This window comes from Aerococcus sanguinicola (assembly GCF_001543145.1).
GTDB classification, from domain to species: domain Bacteria; phylum Bacillota; class Bacilli; order Lactobacillales; family Aerococcaceae; genus Aerococcus; species Aerococcus sanguinicola.
The window spans coordinates 1,093,043-1,108,800 of sequence record NZ_CP014160.1; the positions used below are offsets into that span (position 1 = coordinate 1,093,043).

Below are 15,758 nucleotides of genomic sequence, written 5' to 3' on the forward strand. Positions count from 1 at the left end.
AGGGAACAGTTCTTTGGAATGAGAGCTTAAAAATCTCAAAAAAGCTATTGACGAAAGTCAAAACTTGTGATATTATATAATAGTTGTTACAAAACAACTTACCGACATGGAGGATTAGCTCAGCTGGGAGAGCGTCTGCCTTACAAGCAGGATGTCGGGGGTTCGAACCCCTCATCCTCCATAACTTTGATTCGTTAGCTCAGTCGGTAGAGCATCTGACTTTTAATCAGAGGGTCGGGAGTTCGAGCCTCCCACGGATCATAACAAATTCGAATATGAATTTGATGCCGGCTTAGCTCAGTTGGTAGAGCATCTGATTTGTAATCAGAGGGTCGAGGGTTCAAGTCCTTTAGCCGGCATGTATATCACGCGGAATTAGTTCAGTGGTAGAACATCACCTTGCCAAGGTGGGGGTCGCGAGTTCGAATCTCGTATTCCGCTTATTTGATTTTTTATGGATCTGCTTGTTAATAGGCCGGGGTGGCGGAACTGGCAGACGCACAGGACTTAAAATCCTGCGGTGGTTACACACCGTACCGGTTCGATTCCGGTCCTCGGCATTATAATTTTATACGCACCCATGGCTCAACTGGATAGAGTACCTGACTACGAATCAGGCGGTTGCAGGTTCGAATCCTGCTGGGTGCATACCGGGAAATAGCTCAGCTTGGTAGAGCACTTGGTTTGGGACCAAGGGGTCGCAGGTTCGAATCCTGTTTTCCCGACTCGATTAAGGCCTTACGCTCTGTAAGGTCTTTTTTGTGTGTGGCATGTGATAAAAAGGGGCGTATAATAAATAGTATTGGTGATCATTCCTTATGCTTTGATTTTAATCGAACCATGCAAAAAGCGATCGCTCGAGAGCCATAAGCTGGCTTTGGAGCGATCGCTTTTACTGTGCTTTATTTTACTTTTAGAAGAAGAGACCGACTACGCTGGCTACGAGTAGGGAAGAGAGGATGGAACCCAAGAGGACCTTAACTAAAGATTGGGAAAGGACCTTGGATTGCTTCTCGCTAATGCCCTTGATGGCGCCGAGGGTGATCCCCATGGTACCGAAGTTGGAGAAGGATACCAGGTAGGTGGCTACCATAGCCTGGGTCTTGGCACTAGCCCCACCCAGGAGGCTTTGGAATTCACCCATGGCAACGAATTCGTTGGTCAACAGCTTGGTCGCCATGAGACTCCCCGCTTTGACAATGTCTTCGCTTGGAATCCCGATAATGAAAGCCAGGGGTGAGAAGACATAGCCCATGGTTTCGGTGAAGGTGATGCCGAAGATCCCTTCAACAATGGAGTTCAGGAAGGTGATCAAGGACACGAAACCAATCACCATGGCAGCGATAATAATAGCAAGGTTGAAGCCGTCGGTGATGTATGAGCCAAGCATGTCAAAGAAGTTGCCTTTGTCTTCGGCACTTTCTTCTAGCAGTTCAAATTCTTCGCCGGTTTCGACTTCTTCCGCTTCGTAAGGGTTCATGACGCTGGCGATCACTAGAGCAGCGAAGATGTTTAAGAAGACTGCTACAACGACATATTCGCCAGGAATCATTTGCATATAAGCAGCTAGGGTTGAAGCTCCGACTGCAGACATCCCAGACAAGCAGATGGTGAAGAGGGAGCGAGGGTCCATGTTTTGGATAATTTCTTTAATCGAAATAAAAGCTGAGGTGTTACCTAGCACGGCTGTTGAAATAGCGAATTGACTTTCGACTTCTCCCATACCGGTAATGAAGTTGATCCCTTTTCCGACCCATTTCATGATGAAGGGGAGAACTTTGATATAGTTCAAGATCCCAATCAGTGCTGAAATGAAGACCAGGGGCAAGAGAACGTTGAAGAAGAAGACTGAGGCGCCTTCTTCGATGACGATGCCACCGAAGACGAAGCTAATCCCGCCTTGGGCTTGGGCAATCAGCCAGCTGAAGAAGTTGGAGATGCCTTCCAGAGCAGTGATCCCTGCTGAGGTCCTGAGGCAGATGAAGGTGAGGACCAACATAGCGACAAACATCAGGACAATGTTTTTAACTTTGTTTTTGATTTTTGAACGATCGTAGGATAAGAGGGCAGCCAGGGCCAAGATGACCAGGATCCCAATTAGATTCCGAATAATTCCCACAGTATATTCCTCCTATTGCTTATAATCTTGGGCGCGGTTAACAACAGCTGATATTGACAGGTCTTCGTAGACCGAGTGCATGGTGCTGGTTGCTAAATTCGCTGCAGCTTGGGCGAGTTGGGTCACTTCTTTAATGTCCAGTTCATGGCCGTAGTGGTAGTTGGCCCAGACAATGGTTGCCATAGCACAGTCACCTGCGCCGTTCGCGCTAACCACGTCGGATTCTAGCACTGGGACATAGTGGGTTTCTTCTGAGTTGGCGCAGACCATTCCCTTGGCGCCTAGGGAAATGAAGGCATTCTTAACCCCCATATCAATAAGCTTCTCAGCGGCTTGACGGGCAGTTTTTTCGTCCAAGATCTTGATGCCGGTGTAGAGTTCTGCTTCATATTGGTTGGGTTTGATGGTATCAATCCGGTCTAATACCGCTTCGAAACGTGCCGCCTTGGCAACCGATACAGGTTCCACATAGAGGGGCGCCTCGACATGGTCAACAATCCACTCAATCGTCTCCCGGGAGACATTGGCGTCAATGACACAAATCTTGGCTTGGTTTAAGAAGTCCAAGCGGCCGGCCAAGAAGTCCGGTGTGATACGTTTAACGATATCCATATCGTTGACACCGGTAATCATATCCCCGTCGCTATCTGTGACGTAGAGATAGGTTGAGGTGTGTTCGTCCTCTAATTTCTCTGCATAGTCGAGGGAAATATTTAATTCTCGACATGATTTTTCAACTAGTAAACCAAAATCATCATCACCATAAGCGGTCACGAGATAGGTCGGTACCTCTAATTGCACTAAATTGTGCGCGATATTACGGCCGACACCCCCTGGACTCAGGTAGATGTGACCAATGTTGGAATCCCGCTCCCGGTACATGGGACCAGAAATCCCTGCGATATCCATGTTTAAGCCGCCGATAATTGCGACATATGACTCATTCGTCATCCCACTGCCTCCTTTAAAATTTGCATAAGATTGCACGCTTTCTATTATACACAATTCTACTTAAGAATGGCACGATTTCATGAAATTGTAAAGAGAAAGCGCTTTAAAAATTAGCTGTTCTAAAGCCGATTAGACCGGGGCAAAAGCTTGGTTTGGTCAAGTTTTGCCAGACAAAGATATTGACGCTTGGCTGAAAATTCGGTATGATAAAGTTGAACGTCAAACTTAGTCAGACTAGAGGTGATTAAAAATGCGTAATAAAAACATGTCTGATATAATAGAAGCCTACCTGAAACAAGTCTTACAGGAGTCGTCGAATGTTGAAATTCGGCGGAGTGAAATCGCTGAGCGTTTCGAATGTGTTCCCTCACAAATTAACTATGTCATTAACACCCGCTTTACTCCCCAGAACGGTTATCATGTGGAGAGTAAACGTGGGGGCGGCGGTTATATCCGGATCGTTAAGATGACGGTAGTTGATGAGGCGGACTATATCGATTCGATGATCCAGCTGATTGGCGATGAATTATCAGATAAGGATGCCCAAGCAATTATTAGTAATTTACACAAGAATGACTTGCTTACGAAGTTGGAAGCGCGCTTGATCTATGCGAGCTTAGACAAGGACGTCATGGCCCATGTGAACCAAGCCGATTCCTTACGCGCCTTGATCTTAACGAATGTGCTTCGTAAGTTGAAATACGATCATTAAACTGCGCGAAGATTGGAGTTTAGACCATGAAAGAAATCTATACGGAAAAAGCCCAGAAAGCCTTAGCCTATGCCTTAGATGCGGCGAAGGATTTCCGCCACCATGCCATTGGGACAGAGCACCTGTTGATGGGTCTTTTAGCCGAACCTGATGGCATCGCCCATGCGGTCCTGAGCCCTCATATTGGTGACTATGAAACCCTCAAAGAAGAGGTTGAGTTCGTCGTGGGCTACGGGTCAGGCCAAGACCCTTATAATGAATTAGGCGAGCCTGTCTATTCCCCCCGTGCCAACAAAGTGCTCTATCTCAGCACAGAGGAAGCTAAGAAGAATCGGGCTTCCTTAGTAGGGACCGAACATATCCTCTTGGCTCTCATGCAAGAAGAAGTCCTAGCTACTCGTATTTTACGGAATTTGGGGGCGGATCCTGATATTATCCGCCGTGACATCTACCAGATGCTCGGCCTGCCTTTAGATAGGTCGGGACGCAAGAAACAAGGGAAAGTTGATCCTCACAAGAGTAAGACCCCAACCTTGGATGCAGTCAGCAAGGATTTAACCAAACGGGCCCACAATGGCCAACTTGACCCCATCATCGGTCGGGAAAAAGAAGCTCGACGCATCCTCCAGATTCTCAGCCGCCGGACTAAGAATAACCCTGTCCTCGTGGGCGAACCTGGTGTGGGTAAGACCGCTATTGCGGAAGGCCTAGCCCAGGCCATTGTTAGTGGGCAAGTCCCCGAAAGCTTAGAGAACAAGCGCTTGATGATGCTCGACATGGGCTCTTTGATTGCGGGAACTAAGTACCGGGGTGAATTCGAAGATCGAATGAAACATCTGATTGAGGAAGTCATCCAAGATGGCCAGGTCATTCTCTTCATCGACGAATTGCATACCCTTATCGGAGCTGGCGGAGCAGAAGGGACTATGGATGCTTCCAATATCCTTAAACCCGCCCTAGCCCGCGGTGAAGTTCAAGTGATTGGGGCGACCACCCTCAATGAATATCAGAAGTATATTGAAAAAGATGCTGCCCTGGAACGTCGCTTTGCCAAAGTCCAAGTTGATGAACCGACAATTGAAGAAACCCGGTCCATCCTGGCTGGCATCCGCCAAGCCTATGCGGACTTCCACCAAGTGACGATTACCGATGAAGCCATTGACGCGGCAGCCAATTTGAGCGCACGCTATATTTCCGACCGCTTCCTGCCAGACAAAGCCATCGACGTGATGGATGAAGCCGCAGCAACCAAACGTCTGGATGCCCAAGGGAAAACGGACCAAGCTGGCAAGAGTCAGGATTTGGTTCGCGACTACCGGCAACTAGAAGAAGACAAGCTAAGGTGTGTGGCTGAGCAGAACTTCCAAGAGGCTGCCAAGCTTCATGCCAAGCAAAAAGAGCTGGAAGAGGCCCTCAATAAGTTAGAGAGCAAGCGTAAGAAGAAAAAGCAAAACTATAACTTATCGATCGGTGAAGAGGAGATTGCCGCAATCATTGCCCAATGGACCGGTATTCCGATTAGCCAGCTCACCGAAACGGAAAATCAGAAGCTCTTAGCCTTGGAGGAACGCCTCCACCGTCGAGTCAAAGGCCAGGATGAGGCGACCAATGCGGTGGCTCGTGCTGTACGCCGGGCCCATTCCGGGATCAAAGACCCCAACCGGCCTATCGGTTCCTTTATGTTCCTAGGCCCAACCGGGGTCGGGAAAACCGAATTAGCCAAGAGCCTGAGCGAAGAGCTCTTCGGGTCCGAACGCCACTTGATCCGGGTCGATATGTCCGAATTTATGGAAAAATATTCAACCAGCCGGATGATCGGTTCTGCCCCAGGCTATGTGGGCTATGACGAAGGGGGTCAATTGACCGAGAAAGTACGCCAACACCCTTATTCAGTCGTGCTCTTTGATGAAGTGGAGAAAGCCCATCCCGATATTTTCGACCTGCTCTTACAAATCCTCGATGATGGCTACATCACCGATAGCAAGGGTCGGATGGTGGACTTCCGCAATACCATCATTATCATGACCTCTAACCTCGGAGCAACAGCTCTGCGTGATGAGAAGACAGTCGGTTTTGGCCAGGAGTCCGTCAGCCATGACTATGACCGGATGAGCCAACGTATCCGAGAAGAGTTGAAGCAACAATTCCGTCCCGAATTCCTCAACCGGATTGATGAAATTATCGTCTTCCACTCCCTCAACCAAGAACAAGTGGGCGAAATCGTCCGCAAGTTTACAGATGCCATGGCCGACCAATTGGCCCAGCAAGGTATTGACCTCCGCCTTACCCACGGCGCCATCAAAGTCCTCGCTGAAAAAGGTTTTAGCCCAGAATACGGAGCCCGTCCCGTGCGTCGGGAAATCCAAAGCCAAATCGAAGACCCACTCAGCGACCTCATCCTATCCCAAGCCGTCGGAGAAGGTGACCGCCTAACCATCGGCTCACGCCAAGGCAAACTCTACATCCGCATCCAACACGAAGACGGCAGCGAAGAAAAAGAAAGCCTAGTGAAAGTCCAGGGTGTGAGGGCAGGCGGTTAGCTTTCCTTCACTGGAGCAAGTCGCCAGAGCAGTCTCATAGACTGCGGCGGAGACTTGTGAAGTGACAGGAAAGCTGTCAGCCCGACCCCGACTAGATAAGGGTGTGAGCAAGAGCGTTTAGACTTGAATGATTGGAGCCCAAACGGAAAAGAGTGGCTTTAGCCGATCGTTCCGATTGGGTGAAATCACTTCAAGTCTGCTCTAGCGAACCCGACTACACAGGGTGTGAGGGCAGGCGGTTAGCTGAACACACAACGGTAAGCATGGAGTGTGGGTTGATAGAGGTTAGCACACAAACGCGGCTGCGGAGTGTGGACTGGCGGAGCTGAAGACTCAAACAAGCTCGTTGACTGTGGATTGATAGAAATGAACCCACAATCAGGCTTACGGAGTGTGTGTTAGCAGCTCTCAATCCCCAAACGAGACTATAAAGTGTGGGTTGACCAGCCAGGAGACACTGCCCCTATAAGCTAAACGATATATGAAGAGAGTTGGCCAGGTGCCAACTCTTTTTGTTTATCATATCTAGGGCAAACTTTTCAGCTGCCAAGCCTGTATGGTATAATGCTAGAAACAGAAGAAGTGAGGTGGATGGTATGGATAAGAAAACAAAGGCGGGACTTTTTGTATTAGGTTCTCTCGCTGCAGTGACAGCGGTAGCTGCTGTTGCATTTTTTGAAGAAGATAATGAATCGACCTTTAGTAACTTGCTAGATACGGTGGGCAAGAAGGGCAAGGCCCATGGACAAGACTTGGTCGACAAGTTGCCCTTCTTTTCGGATGATTCTTCAGCCGGTAAGTGGAAAGATCGGGCATCAGACCTTTACCAATTGGTTGACTCTTTCCGGTCAGATGATTAGATCAAACCGTCTGGGTGAGTATCTGAACTATTACTCAATGGTCAAGACTGGAAAAAGAACAGTTTAAGAATACGAGGGATTGCTTGCGGGCAATCCTTTTTTATTTAGGGTGTGAGCAAGAGCGCTTAGCTTTGGATGCTTGGAGTAAGTTGGAATAAGGGCAAGCCCCGCTTGCACGTTTCCAACTTGCGAAAGCACTCCAAAGCTGCTCTGGCGAACCCGACTATAGGGTGAGAGCAAGAGCGTTTAGGCTTGAATGACTGGAGCCCAAACGAAAAAGAGCGGCTTTAGTCGATCGTTCCCTTTTGCTGAAGTCACTCCCTTTCTGCCAAGTCGAACCCAACTTAAAAATTAAAATTTTCTCATCATCCCCTTAATCTGTGCTATAATTGACCTATTAATAACATAAAGGAGTGACGGCTGATGGCAATTTATGGCCAAAAATTAGGCATTGTCGGAGTAGGTTTTGTCGGTTCCAAAATTTTATCCAATGTTTTGGCTGCCAATCTCTTCTCTGAAATTGTCTTGATTGATGAGAAAAAAGAGAAGGCAGCGGGAGAAGCCCTCGACGAGCGCCATGCTATGGGCCTCGGTTCGACCCAGCATGTGAGGGTCTATGCCGGTGACTATAGTGATTTAGCAGATGCGGATGTGATTGTAGTTGCTGCAACCCACATCTACGAAGATGAAATTCCGGCTGAACGTCAGGATCTTTTGCTAGATAATATTCCGGTCCTGGATGATGTCATGTCAGGAATCTGTCAGCACACCCGGGAAGCCATCCTGGTCTTTATCTCCAATCCTGTTGATACCCTGGCCCATCTAGCAGTGACAGAATATCATTACCCCAAAGAAAGGGTCCTATCGACGGGGACCATGCTGGATTCAGCCCGCTTGCGCTACGCGGTGGCTGAGCACTACGGTATCGATCCCAAGTCAGTGACCGGCTACATGTTAGGGGAGCACGGCATGTCTTCTTTTGCAGCCTGTAGCCATCTCAATGTTCAGGGGATCCCCTTTGACCAGCTGAGCGATTATTTTGAAGGGATTAGCCCCCTCGATGTTGACCAATTGACAGAGGAAGTTGTCCAATCGGCTTATGATGTCTTTATGGATAAGGCGGGTGTGACGGATGCTGCCATTGCCCGGGTAGTGGTGGAACTTTTGACGACTATTGTCCTGGACCAAGAGACGATCTTGCCTGTTGGAACCTTCTTTGGCCAAGGCATTTATGACCTCGACCAAGCGGTAACCTTCAGCCTGCCTGCCCAGATTGGCCGCCAAGGGGTTGTTCGGACCTTCCAGATTCCTCTCAACGAATGGGAAAAAGAAAAACTAGTCCAAAGCGTGGCGGTCATTGACCAGTCCATCCGCTTTGGTCGGGAGAAGCTGCAAGACTACCGCAAGCAGTAAGCCCCTTATCAGTCAAGACAGAGCCGCAGCAGAGCTTGTGGGAGCGGAAGCTGACGGCTTTTTTCTTTGCTTAGACAAGCTTTAAAGGAGAAAATAATGAAAAATATCCAGCGTCAATGTATTCGCATCGTCTTATCGCTTGCCTTATTGGCTTTAGCGGGCTGCCAGGCGGCTTCAAGTCCTTTAGCGAAGCCGAAAGCAGAAATCGTCCACGAAGCGCGCATCATGGCCCATGGCGACTTGCTCTACCATGATCCGATCTTTGCTAGCGCTGCCCAGGTCGACGGCTCTTTCGACTTCCATCCCAATTTCACTTATGTCAAGCCTTGGATTCAGAGGGCCGACCTCAGTCTGGCGGACTTTGAAGGGACGATTGATCCCAGCAAGCCTCTGGTCGGCTACCCGCTCTTCAATGCCCCTGAAGCGGTGGCTGATGCCATGGCGGATACGGGTTATGATGTGGTGGACCTGGCCCATAACCATATCTTAGATTCGGGACTTGAAGGGCTCCGCTCAACGGCAGCTAGCTTCAGCCAGCGGGGGATGACGCCCCTGGGAGTCTATCCGAAGACACCCCGCCAGGAGGCCGATATCTTGGTTAAGGAAGTCAATGGGATCAAGATTGCCCTCCTCGCCTATGCTTACGGCTTCAATGGTCTGGAGGCAGGTCTGAGCCCTAGCGACTATGCCTCCTGCCTCTCTGACCTCGACGAAGAGAAGATGCGTCAAGAGATCGAGCGGGCAGAGGAAGTTGCAGATGTGACTGTCGTCATGCCCCAGATGGGAGTGGAGTATGCCTTGGAACCAAGCCAGGAACAAATTGATTGCTACCATAAGATGGTGGCCTGGGGAGCGGATGTGGTCTTGGGTGGCCACCCTCACGTGATTGAACCTGCTGAGGTTATCGACCATGAGGGAGATAAGAAGCTGATTATTTATTCTATGGGTAACTTCCTCTCCAACCAGCGTGCAGAAACGATGGAGGGGGATATTTGGACCGAGCGCGGGGTTTTGATGGACCTGACCTTCGAGAAGAAGGGGGGGCAAGACCCGGATCAAGGAGGCTCAAGCCCGGCCAAGTTGGGTGGCCCGGGAAGATCTGGGGACCTATTCCCAGACCTTCAACCGCAAGCAATACCTCTATCAAACTTATATCCTCGATGATTTCGTAGCTGGTGGCCCTTACCGCGACCGAGTTGATCCAGTTGTCCGAGAACGAATCGACCAGGCCTATGCCGCGGTTAAGGACCATGTGGGTTTGGACTGGCCAAAAGCCAAGCAGAGCTACCAAGCTAGTCCCGGAATTGATGATTAAAGTGGTTAATGAATGGGCTGGGATAAAAGTCCAGGTCTAAGCGACTATTGTCACAGTCTCGGTTAATAAATACAAAAATTAGCTTTTTAGAAATGAAAAGTAAAGAATCTTTAAGATCCTTGCAAGACTTGTCGGTTCAAATAAACCATCTGAGGGAGCAGAACAAGTCGAAACTTTCCTATTATATGACTGCCTCTGAACTTTGGGTCAGGGGCAGATTTTACTTTCTGGAAGGGCTTCAAAGACGGTAAAATATCGTTTTTTGAGAAAGAAATAATTTGACCAATGGCTTAGATTATCGTAAAGTAATAATTGTGGGAACATATCTTTTGAAATCTATGGAAGGCGAATAGCCCTTTCCAAATTGAGAGCCAAGCAGAAACTTTTCATGCTGGCTCTGCTTGATTATTCCGAATTTGAGGTGGTTGTTTGCAGCATGAAGACTTTATGCGTTTGGCCATAGCGGAAGCCAAGAAGGCGGAAGCTTTAGGCGAGGTACCGATTGGTGCGATTGTCGTTAAAGATGGCCAAGTGATTGGACGCGGCTATAACCTGCGCGAGCAGTCCAATGATGCCACAAGCCATGCGGAGATGCAGGCCATTCGTGAAGCCAACGCTTATTTGGATAATTGGCGACTGATGGATTGTGATATGTATGTCACTTTAGAACCTTGTCCAATGTGTAGCGGGGCAATTATTCTATCGCGGATTCGACATCTTTATTTCGGGGCTTATGATCCCAAGGCTGGCACAGTAGGTTCTTTGATGAACCTTGTTACTGATGAGCGCTTTAACCACCAAGTTGAAGTGACCAGCGGCCTTCTAGGAACAGCCTGCAGCGAGATGTTGACGTCTTTTTTTAGAAAATTGCGTAAGCAGCGTAAGCGGGCGTCACGGAAGCCTCGAAAGGAAGAAAACAACTTGCACTAATTATTCTTAAAAGAGCGGCTAGTTGTTGTCAGGCTATGCTTAGTAGTAGAAGATAAGGTATAATGATTCTTATAAAGGGGGGTGGAGCGATTGGCGAACCAAACGATTCAGCAGGTTGTTGATGCAGAAGCAAAAGCTAAGGGCATTAAAGCAGATTTTGAAGCCAAGTTAGAGCAATTACGTCACGAATATCGGGCAAAATTAAAAGCGCTAACAGAAGAAAAAGATGCCGAAGTGGCTGATTTCAAGGCCAACAAGAAGGCCGAACTTGATCAAGCCTATGCCGAATACCAAGCACAAGCAGATGAAGAAAATCAGGGCCAAATTCAAGGCCTCGGTCAAAAATTTGACGAGAACAAAGAGGATTTGGTCGCATATGTTGTTGAGGAGGTGAGAAAATCATATGGCAATAGCTAAAATGAAGAAGTTGTCGATTGTATCGAAACCTGCACTAAAGGAAGACCTGGTGAGAAACTTACAGGCCTTGCAGAGTGTCGAAGTGTCGGCCCTGCCTAGGGAAGATGCTGAAGATGCGGTTGATGCGGCACAAGTGAAATCTGAAGACTATGTCCAATATGATGATCTCTACCAAAGAGCAGAGCGGGCTTTAGTGATCCTATCCCGTTATGCTAAAGATCGGTCCATGATGGAGAAGCTCACCCATAAGCGTCCTGTCTTTAGTCTAGAAGGTCTCCACCAAGAAGTGGACCTGGACCAAGGCCAGGTTTTAATTGAAGAGGTCGAAAAACTCTACAATCAACGGGAAAACATTATCTCCACCCGGGAAACAGTGGAAGATGAACAGACGGCTGTTTCTAACTGGCGGAGCCTGGATGTGAACCCAGCCGAGCTTTATCAACTGGACCACTTTGCCGTTTCCTTGGGGACTGTCCCTAACGATAGTTCAAGCAGCCAGTGGCATGCCCTTAAGGAAGATACAAAAGATGAGGATATTTCCTTATTAGAAGCCTTCTCCAATGAGGATGAAATTGGGGTGGTAGCTGTGACCCGCAAGTCGCAAGCTGAAGATTTCCAAGGGCGCTTGGCCCAATACCACTTCCAACCCTTCGATTATCCCTATGAAGAAGGCCCAGAAGCAGCCTTCCAGAACTTGGAAGACAAGCGCAAGTCACTGATCAAAGAAGAAGAAGACGTCGTTAAGACGCTCCAGGGCTTAGAAACTAAGATCCCTTTAGTGGAGCAAGTTGCTGAGGAGGCCTACAACCGGTCTCAACGTGCCCTGGCTGTCCAACTGACCTATGATAATGACTATCTCATCTTAATGAGCGGTTGGACCGATGAAGAGGACTATGATGCCCTCATCCAAAAATTGGAAGCCAATATTGGGGCTGATAACTTTGTTGTCGTGGAAGAAGAAATCACTGAAGAAGCGATCGACAATAATGAAGTCCCTACTAAACTTAAGAATAATGCGCTGAATGCGCCTTTCGAAATGATTACTGAAATGTACGGGGTGCCAAACTACCGAGAGATTGACCCGACACCATTCATTACCCCATTCTATTTACTCTTCTTTGGGATGATGATGGGGGACCTGGGCTATGGCCTGGTGCTCTGGTTAGGGACCCTTGTCGCAATGAAAGTGATGGATCTTGGCAAAGGGGCGGCGCGGATGGTCAAATTTGGCCATTACTTGTCCTATCCTACCATGCTCGTTGGTTTGCTCTATGGTTCCTTCTTTGGGGAATCCATTCCAACCGGTATTGTTGATCCGACGGGGGACGCTATCTTAATTATGGCAGCCTCTGTTGTGATTGGTTTGATCCATATCTTAGTGGCCCTTTGCATCAAGATCTACCTTGAAGTACGCCGGGGCAATATAGAATCTGCCTATAGCGATGGTTTAGGTTGGATCCTGATCTTACTCGGCCTAGGTGCCTGGGGAATCGGTGCCATGGCTGGAATGCCAGAAGTTGGAACAATTGGGAAATGGGTTTCCATTATCGGCTTTGCCGGAATGATTATTGTACCCGTTATCTTCCAAGATAAGAAGCTCCTGGCCGCTGGGCTAGGTCTATACAATATCTATGGGATTTCAGGCTATGTTGGTGACTTAGTCTCCTATACCCGTCTGATGGCGCTCGGGATCTCTGGTGGATCCATTGCCATGGCCTTCAACATGCTTGTTGGCTTCTTCCCAGCCCCAATTCGTTTCACAATTGGGATCGTATTGATTATCGCCTTGCAATCCTTCAACTTATTCCTCTCAGTTCTGAGTGGTTACGTTCACGGTTTGCGTTTGATCTTCGTAGAATTCTTCGGTAAGTTCTATGAAGGGGACGGCCGGGCCTTCAGCCCAATCAATACCCTAGAGAAATATGTACGTTTAAATAACTCTGACAAATAGACACAATATATAATACGGAGGTATAGTAATGGAAAACTGGATAAGCTTTTTTGTTGAAAATGGTGGCGCAATCTTCGCTATGTTAGGTGTAGCGGTTGCCGTAATGTTCTCAGGTATGGGTTCTGCTCGCGGTGTTGGTGAAGCTGGTCAAGCTGCTGCTGCCTTAGTTAAAGACCAACCTGAAAAATTCGCCCAATCCTTGATCTTGCAACTTCTACCTGGTACCCAAGGTTTGTACGGCTTCGTGGTAGGTTTCATGATCTACTTACAATTAGGGAATGAATTAAGCTTACAACAAGGCTTTCTCTATTTAATGGCCGCTCTTCCTATCGGGATTGTTGGTTGGATCTCAGCTAAATACCAAGGTCAAACTGCCGCTGCAGGTATGCAAATCTTGGCGAAACGTCCAGAAAACGTTTCTAACGCAATTGTTTACGCCGTTATGGTGGAAACCTACGCAATCTTAGCTTTCGTTATGTCTCTACTCCTAGTCCTACAAATCCAAGGCTAGTTGGGACACGGGTAAGAGCTGGCCTAGGCCAGCTCTCGCAGCCTAAAGCGAAGCGGGAATATAATTTTCCAGCTTGATGACCAATCACCAGACAATCTACAGAGGAAAGGAGGCACTGTATGGCAACCATTCAAAATTTAACTCAGGATGTCCTCGCTAAGATTAGCCAGGAGGAAGATGCCAAGTTCAAATCAGGCAAAGAAAAGCTTGAACAAGACACAGCCGCTCGCAAAAAATGCATCCAGAAAGACGCTGAAGATAAGAAGGCGTCCCTAGAAGACCAAGCGGCGCGTGACCTAGACCGTAAGAAGCAAGGTTATAACAACCAAATGCGCAACCAAGTCTTAGCTAAGAAGCAAGACTTGATCCAAGCGGTTTATACCGAAGCTGTGACAAGATTGACAGAACTTCCAGAAAATGAGTTTATCGAATTTGTCAAAGGTGCTCTATCACAATTAAATACAGACCAAGCGACTGTCTTACAGCTTGGATCGAAATCAGAGAAGCAATTGACCGACCAAGGTTTAGCCCAGCTTCAAGGAGACTATCCAAACTTGCAGCGTGCTGACCAAAACTTACGCGGTCAAGGCGGCTTCATTCTCTCCCAAGAGGGGATGGACTATAACTTTACTTTTGACCAACTGATCGAGGAACAAGAGGAAGCTCTTTCTGCCGAAATTTCCAAACGCGCGTTTAATTAGAAAGGAGTTGTCAAAATGGAAAATACAGCATATGCTGGGTTGAATGTTTCCGTCCGCGTCCAAGAGACCAGTCTTTTGCAAGCGTCGGATTACAACGCCATGTTACAGGCAACTTCTTTAAGCGAGGCGCTCAATGTCTTGCGTAAGACGGACTACAACTTACCAGAGGACATTGAGGAAACGAGAGACTTCGATGCTTTCTTAATGGCGGACTTGCGCCGGGCCTATAATGACCTCTACGCAAGTACACCGGATCCACGTGTGGTTGACTTCTACGCCTTGCGCTATGAATACCATAATTTGAAGGTCCTCTTCAAGGAATGGTACGCTGAGCGCGACTTCTCGGATATTTACCTACCTATTGGCCGGCACAGCATTGAAAGCTTGCGCCGGGCAGTGCGTACCGGAGATGGCGAGGGTTTTGACCAATCCATGATCCAAGGTATCCGCGATGTACGGGAGAATTTTGAGAAATATCATTCTTACGATGCCATTTCTATCATCTTAGATTCAGCCTATCTCGACAATATGCGGGAGATCGCTGATGAAATTAATGATCCCGGTGTGGACCGGGTGGCAGACATGACCATCGACTTTGCCAACCTGTCCATGCTTGTCCGGGCCATCCAACAAGGGCGGTCCAAGGGCTTTATGCGGGCTGTCTTAAGTGACAAGGGCACCCTGGATAGCGATGAAATCATCGACTATGCCGTTTCCCACAACCACGCAGCTATTGCCCAAGCCTACAAGTCCCTGCTCTATGGGGGCAATTTAGGCAATGCCCTCCATGAAGATGGAAGCACCAATGTGGTGGAATTAGAAGGCCGGATCGAAGAAACCGAAGCAGAAGAGATGAAGCTGGCTCAATTGGAGGCATTTGGCCCCCTACCAGCCCTAGCTTACTTGTATTTCAAAGAGAATGAAATTACCAATATTCGCTTGATCCTAGTTGGCAAGGCCAATGACTTAGATGAGCAAGCAATTAAGGAAAGGATGCGACCTATCTATGGCTCATAAAATTGCAGTCGTCGGTGAAAAAGATGTCGTGATTCCTTTTCAATTGATCGGCTTCGACGCCTTCCCCGTTAATGACGGCCAGGAAGCCCGTAAGCAAGTCGATGAATTAGCAAAGAACGAATACGGTATCATCTATCTCACCGAAACAATCGCTGAACAGATACCTGACACGATTTCCCACTACGACACCCAAGTCGTACCTGCTGTTATTTTGATCCCTTCACACAAGGGCAGCCTCGGCATTGGGAAGAAACGTGTCCAAGATAATGTTGAGAAGGCTGTCGGACAGAATATCCTCTAAGTCCAGCCATCTCAGTGAAA

General features: G+C 48.1%; 13 protein-coding genes, 7 tRNA genes and 1 pseudogene. 19 read left to right on the plus strand and 2 right to left on the minus strand.

The window, feature by feature from the left end:
• Positions 1-108 precede the first annotated feature (108 nt).
• The 7 genes from AWM72_RS04880 to AWM72_RS04910 all read left to right on the plus strand — a co-directional run bounded on the left by AWM72_RS04880 (position 109) and on the right by AWM72_RS04910 (position 725).
• Positions 109-181 (plus strand) — tRNA-Val (locus AWM72_RS04880).
• A 7-nt stretch (positions 182-188) separates the two neighbouring features.
• Positions 189-261 (plus strand) — tRNA-Lys (locus AWM72_RS04885).
• A 25-nt stretch (positions 262-286) separates the two neighbouring features.
• Positions 287-359, plus strand: a tRNA-Thr gene (locus tag AWM72_RS04890).
• A 10-nt stretch (positions 360-369) separates the two neighbouring features.
• A tRNA-Gly gene (locus tag AWM72_RS04895) sits at positions 370-441 on the plus strand.
• A gap of 33 nt (positions 442-474) precedes the next feature.
• Positions 475-560, plus strand: a tRNA-Leu gene (locus AWM72_RS04900).
• Between the two features lie 14 nt (positions 561-574).
• Positions 575-648 (plus strand) — tRNA-Arg (locus AWM72_RS04905).
• A gap of 3 nt (positions 649-651) precedes the next feature.
• Positions 652-725 (plus strand) — tRNA-Pro (locus AWM72_RS04910).
• Between the two features lie 188 nt (positions 726-913).
• Here AWM72_RS04910 and AWM72_RS04915 read toward each other — a convergent pair.
• A complete protein-coding gene (locus tag AWM72_RS04915) occupies positions 914-2,119 on the minus strand; it encodes a NupC/NupG family nucleoside CNT transporter (protein WP_067974120.1) in 1,206 nt (401 codons plus the stop codon).
• Between the two features lie 12 nt (positions 2,120-2,131).
• Positions 2,132-3,070 carry a carbohydrate kinase family protein gene (locus AWM72_RS04920; protein ID WP_067974124.1) on the minus strand — a complete coding sequence of 313 codons (939 nt, stop codon included), beginning with the start codon at positions 3,068-3,070 and terminating at the stop codon, positions 2,132-2,134.
• A 250-nt stretch (positions 3,071-3,320) separates the two neighbouring features.
• Between AWM72_RS04920 and AWM72_RS04925 the strand changes: the two genes are divergently transcribed.
• The 12 genes and pseudogenes from AWM72_RS04925 (at position 3,321) to AWM72_RS04980 (ending at position 15,738) form a co-directional block, all read left to right on the plus strand.
• Complete coding sequence (locus tag AWM72_RS04925) at positions 3,321-3,782, plus strand: CtsR family transcriptional regulator (protein WP_067974128.1); 462 nt, start codon at positions 3,321-3,323, stop codon at positions 3,780-3,782.
• A 26-nt stretch (positions 3,783-3,808) separates the two neighbouring features.
• Positions 3,809-6,322 carry an ATP-dependent Clp protease ATP-binding subunit gene (locus tag AWM72_RS04930; RefSeq protein WP_067974132.1) on the plus strand — a complete coding sequence of 838 codons (2,514 nt, stop codon included), beginning with the start codon at positions 3,809-3,811 and terminating at the stop codon, positions 6,320-6,322.
• A 596-nt stretch (positions 6,323-6,918) separates the two neighbouring features.
• Positions 6,919-7,182 carry a hypothetical protein gene (locus AWM72_RS04935; protein ID WP_067974136.1) on the plus strand — a complete coding sequence of 88 codons (264 nt, stop codon included), beginning with the start codon at positions 6,919-6,921 and terminating at the stop codon, positions 7,180-7,182.
• 423 nt (positions 7,183-7,605) lie between these two features.
• The gene (locus AWM72_RS04940; RefSeq protein WP_067974139.1) at positions 7,606-8,595 is read left to right on the plus strand and encodes a lactate/malate family dehydrogenase; all 990 of its coding nucleotides are present in this window, start codon (positions 7,606-7,608) and stop codon (positions 8,593-8,595) included.
• A gap of 96 nt (positions 8,596-8,691) precedes the next feature.
• A pseudogene (locus AWM72_RS09210) lies at positions 8,692-9,910 on the plus strand (CapA family protein).
• Between the two features lie 429 nt (positions 9,911-10,339).
• On the plus strand, positions 10,340-10,840 hold the full coding sequence (gene tadA, locus AWM72_RS04950; protein ID WP_256364778.1) for a tRNA adenosine(34) deaminase TadA: 501 nt from the start codon (positions 10,340-10,342) through the stop codon (positions 10,838-10,840).
• A gap of 90 nt (positions 10,841-10,930) precedes the next feature.
• On the plus strand, positions 10,931-11,257 hold the full coding sequence (locus AWM72_RS04955) for a hypothetical protein (protein ID WP_067974142.1): 327 nt from the start codon (positions 10,931-10,933) through the stop codon (positions 11,255-11,257).
• Positions 11,244-13,208, plus strand: a complete 1,965-nt coding sequence (locus tag AWM72_RS04960) for a V-type ATP synthase subunit I (protein WP_070486385.1) — start codon at positions 11,244-11,246, stop codon at positions 13,206-13,208. Before AWM72_RS04955 ends, AWM72_RS04960 begins: the two co-directional genes overlap by 14 nt.
• A gap of 28 nt (positions 13,209-13,236) precedes the next feature.
• Positions 13,237-13,719, plus strand: coding sequence for a V-type ATP synthase subunit K (locus AWM72_RS04965; protein WP_067974149.1), 483 nt, complete (start codon positions 13,237-13,239; stop codon positions 13,717-13,719).
• Positions 13,720-13,838: 119 nt separating this feature from the next.
• Positions 13,839-14,420: a V-type ATP synthase subunit E gene (locus tag AWM72_RS04970; protein ID WP_067974152.1), complete on the plus strand. Its 582-nt coding sequence runs from the start codon at positions 13,839-13,841 to the stop codon at positions 14,418-14,420.
• 15 nt (positions 14,421-14,435) lie between these two features.
• Positions 14,436-15,437: a V-type ATPase subunit gene (locus AWM72_RS04975; RefSeq protein ID WP_067974156.1), complete on the plus strand. Its 1,002-nt coding sequence runs from the start codon at positions 14,436-14,438 to the stop codon at positions 15,435-15,437.
• Positions 15,427-15,738: a V-type ATP synthase subunit F gene (locus AWM72_RS04980; RefSeq protein ID WP_067974159.1), complete on the plus strand. Its 312-nt coding sequence runs from the start codon at positions 15,427-15,429 to the stop codon at positions 15,736-15,738. The genes AWM72_RS04975 and AWM72_RS04980 overlap by 11 nt, the downstream gene beginning before the upstream one ends.
• The last annotated feature ends 20 nt before the right edge of the window (positions 15,739-15,758 follow it).